The organism is Methanofollis sp. UBA420 (genome assembly GCF_002498315.1).
In the GTDB taxonomy this organism is placed as follows: Archaea; Halobacteriota; Methanomicrobia; order Methanomicrobiales; family Methanofollaceae; genus Methanofollis.
Genome location: NZ_DAGX01000003.1, coordinates 1 through 3391 on the forward strand (window position 1 = coordinate 1; position 3391 = coordinate 3391).

Annotated in this window: 3 protein-coding genes; all 3 read left to right on the forward strand. The window is 64.9% G+C overall.

What is annotated here, in order from left to right:
* Window positions 1-149 precede the first annotated feature (149 nt).
* The 3 genes from BP869_RS04790 to BP869_RS04800 are packed head-to-tail and all read left to right on the forward strand — an operon-like array spanning window position 150 to window position 2841.
* Window positions 150-1103 (forward strand): ABC transporter permease, encoded by a 954-nt coding sequence (locus tag BP869_RS04790; RefSeq protein WP_342677420.1) that lies wholly within the window; start codon window positions 150-152, stop codon window positions 1101-1103.
* Entirely contained in the window at window positions 1100-2137 is a 1038-nt protein-coding gene (locus BP869_RS04795; protein WP_342677422.1) for an ABC transporter permease, read from the forward strand. Before BP869_RS04790 ends, BP869_RS04795 begins: the two co-directional genes overlap by 4 nt.
* A 53-nt stretch (window positions 2138-2190) precedes the next feature.
* Window positions 2191-2841: a queuosine precursor transporter gene (locus tag BP869_RS04800; RefSeq protein ID WP_201785162.1), complete on the forward strand. Its 651-nt coding sequence runs from the start codon at window positions 2191-2193 to the stop codon at window positions 2839-2841.
* Window positions 2842-3391: the final 550 nt, after the last annotated feature.

Genomic DNA, 3391 nt, shown 5'->3' on the forward strand with positions numbered 1-3391 from the left:
GGCCACCATGCGGCGCGGATCGTTGCGGAGACAGACATCTGCGACGCCATCGCCGAGGCCGCCGGTCCCGCGGGGATCCGGCGCCTGGAGCGCGACGAACCTGACATCGAAGACGTCTTCCTCTCGTACTATCACGAGGAGGCGACCTCGTGAGGGCCGGCGTCCTCGGGACGATCGCCGGGAAGGAGTTCCGCGACCATGTGAGGAGCAGGAGGTTCCACCTCTTTCTCGGCGTCATGCTCGTGATCGTCGTTGCCGGGATGGTCACGGGGGCGGCCCAGTACAGCGCGGACCTTGCGGCGTATGCGGAGACGCAGGCGGTGGTGTCGGGCGAGTCGGGCCCGTCCGGGGGCGGGCCGAGTGTGCTGTCGTTTTTTTCCGGCATGTTCATGAGCACCGCGCAGGTGGGCGTTTTTCTCGGGATCGCGATGGGTTTCGATCTGGTCACGCGGGAGAAGGAGAGCAAGTCCTTGAAGATCCTCCTCTCGCACCCGGTCTACCGTGACGAGGTGGTCACGGGGAAGGCCCTCGGCGGCGTCGCGGCGATCGCCCTTGCGATGGGGGTCGTGCTCCTCCTCTCCCTGGCGGTCCTGCTCGTCTTCGGGATCGTCCCGGGCCCCGGCGAGGCCCTGCGGGTTCTTGCCGCGGCTCTCATCTCCTTCGTCCTGGTCGTCTCTTTCTTCGTGCTCGCCCTCTTCTTCTCGACGGTGGCGGAGACGAGCGGGGGTGCTCTGGTCTCCTCTTTCCTCGTCTTCATCATCGTCGCGGAGGTCGTCCCGGTCCTTACCGTCGGTGCAGGGTCTTCCCTCCTCACCGGGCCGCACCCCTCCCCGCCGGCAGAGTCCGGGGATATCGTGTCCGACGAGGAGATGGAGGCGTATGAGGAGGCGTCGCGTGCCTACACGGAACGGATGCGCCTTGTCAGGGACGCCGGCGTCCTCCTCTCCCCGCAGACCAACTGCAAGGGGATCCTGGGGGCTGTGACCACGCCGGGCGTTCCGGTTCCTCCTGACTTCGCCCGGAACATCGTCGCCTTTGCGGTCTTTCCGGCGGCCTTCTTCGGGCTTGCATGGGTGCGTTTCCTGCGGGAGGACATCAGATGAGGACCGAAGGCATGCGGGTCATCGCCGCGAAGGAGTTCCGCGACCACATGGGGAGCAGGCGTTTTCTCGGCATCTTTGCGGTCATGCTCCTCCTCGCCGCGGTGGGGATGGTCTCGGGTGTCGGCCTGTACCAGGCGGCACTGGAAAAATACAACGCGGCGCAGACGATCGTTTCCGGGGATGCCGGCGACTCCTCCGGCCAGGGGGCGCCGTCCTCCCCCGCGGTGATGGGTCTCTTCCACATCGTCGGCTACCCTTCGGTGACGCTCTGGGCGTTCCTGGGGGTTGCGATGGGTTTCGACCTGATCACGCGGGAGAAGGAGAGTCGGTCCCTGAAGGTCCTCCTCTCCCACCCTATCTACCGGGACGAGGTGATCACGGGGAAGGCCCTCGGCGGTGCGGCGGCGATCGCCGTCGGTGTCGTGGTCATGCTCCTCCTCTGCGTCTCTGTCCTCCTCCTCTCCGGGATCGTCCTCCGTCCCGACGAGGTGGTGAGGGTCGCTCTCTTCGGTCTCTTCTCCTATCTCCTGATCCTCTCTTTCTTCCTGATCGCCCTCTTCTTCTCGACGGTTGCGGAGACGAGCGGTGGCGCCCTTGTCTCCTCCCTCTTCGTCCTCGCCGTTCTCCTGGTCCTCCTCCCTCTTGTCGTCAACAACCCGCTGGTGATCTCCGCGGCCGTCGGCGACCTGCCCGAGAGCCCCGAATGGGTGTTCGAGAGCGGGATGTCTGACGAGGAGATCCGGGCTGTCCTCGATGAGTATGATCGGAAGAACGACGCCTATTATGACGGGCGGATGGCCTTCATGAGTACGGCGATGATCGCATCTCCTTCCTGGAACTACCTGGAGGTGATGGCGGCGGTGACGATTCCGTCCCATATGACGGAGGACCTTTCTGATGAGGAGGCGGAGAGCCTGGGTGCGGTCTTCGGCATCCTCGCCGGGTGTGCCGACCATCTTATCGCCCTGCTCGTTGTGCCTGCCGCCTTCTTCGGGCTTGCGTGGGTGCGGTTCCTGCGTGCGGACATCAGGTGACGGCCGGGCCGCCACCTCTTTCGTGCCCGGCGGCCCATATTTCTGCCTCAATTATGGCGTGGTCGAAAGAGCGGAAGTTCGCCCTCCTTGCAGGGCTTTATATCGCGGCGCTGGTCGCCGCAAACCTTGTCGGGAACAAGGTGGCGGTGATCGGGGGGGTCGTGGTCTCGGTGGCGATCTTCTCGTACCCTGTCACTTTCCTGGTGACCGACATCGTGGCGGAGGTGTACGGGAAGGAGAGGTCGGCGGACCTGGTCGCGGCGGGGGTGCTCTCCCTGCTGTTCATCCTGGCGCTGACGGCACTCTCGGTCGCCCTGCCGCCTGCGGAGAGGTTCACGTACAACGGGGCGTACACCGATGTCTTCGGGATGTCCTGGCGGATCATCCTGGCAAGTCTGATCTGTTTTGCGGCGAGCCAGACGCACGACCTCTGGGCCTTCCACTTCTGGAAGGAGAAGACGCACGGGCGGCACCTCTGGTTGCGGAACAACCTCTCGACGATGGCGAGCCAGCTCATCGACTCGGCGGCGTTCATGTTCATCGCCTTCTACGGTGCGGCGCCGGGGTACACGGTCCCGTTCATCGTCTCCCTGATCATCCCGTACTGGCTGGTGAAGGTGGCGGTGGCGGCCTGCGACACGCCCTTCTGCTATCTCGGGGTGTGGTGGCTGCAGGGCGGGAAGGAGAGCGGGGCCGGTCGGTGATCGCCCCCGGGAATCGTGGCCTCCGGTCTCGATAGCGGGGGAGGTGGCTGATCACTGTCCCGCGCCGGGGGACTACGCCCCCGATCACTCGAAAACCTACGGTTTTCTCGAACTCGCTGACGCTCGTTCCCCGCTCAGGATAGGATGGGGATGGCAATCTCTCTCCCCGTGATCTCATCCGCCCTTTCCCGGTTCTATCGTAGATCGGCGGTGCGTCCGGGTCAGATCCGCCCGGATATGCCTCCGATCCGGGGATCGCACCGCCCATCCGGGCCCGTACCGGGGAGATCCGGGGATCCCGGCATACCGGGGCCTGTGGGAGAAATGGGGTGAAATCCGGCAGGACTCGACGCCCTCCTGCCGCCTGTATGATTGGAGGTAATGCCGTCCCCTCTCCCGGTCCCCCCGGTGCCGTTGGGGTGGAGGGATAGGGGGTGTATATTGGCTGGATTCTGGATCAGGTGGCGTAATATCCGGGAATGTCCCGGGGGGACGGCGGATGATCGGTGTCTCGCGTCGGGGGACTACCTCGAAAGCCTGATGGCTTTCT

Bases quoted from the DNA above. Each gene is read 5' to 3' on its own strand.
- BP869_RS04795 (WP_342677422.1), top strand. From the start codon at position 1,100: ATGAGGACCGAAGGCATGCGGGTCATCGCCGCGAAGGAGTTCCGCGAC.
- BP869_RS04800 (WP_201785162.1), top strand. From the start codon at position 2,191: ATGGCGTGGTCGAAAGAGCGGAAGTTCGCCCTCCTTGCAGGGCTTTAT.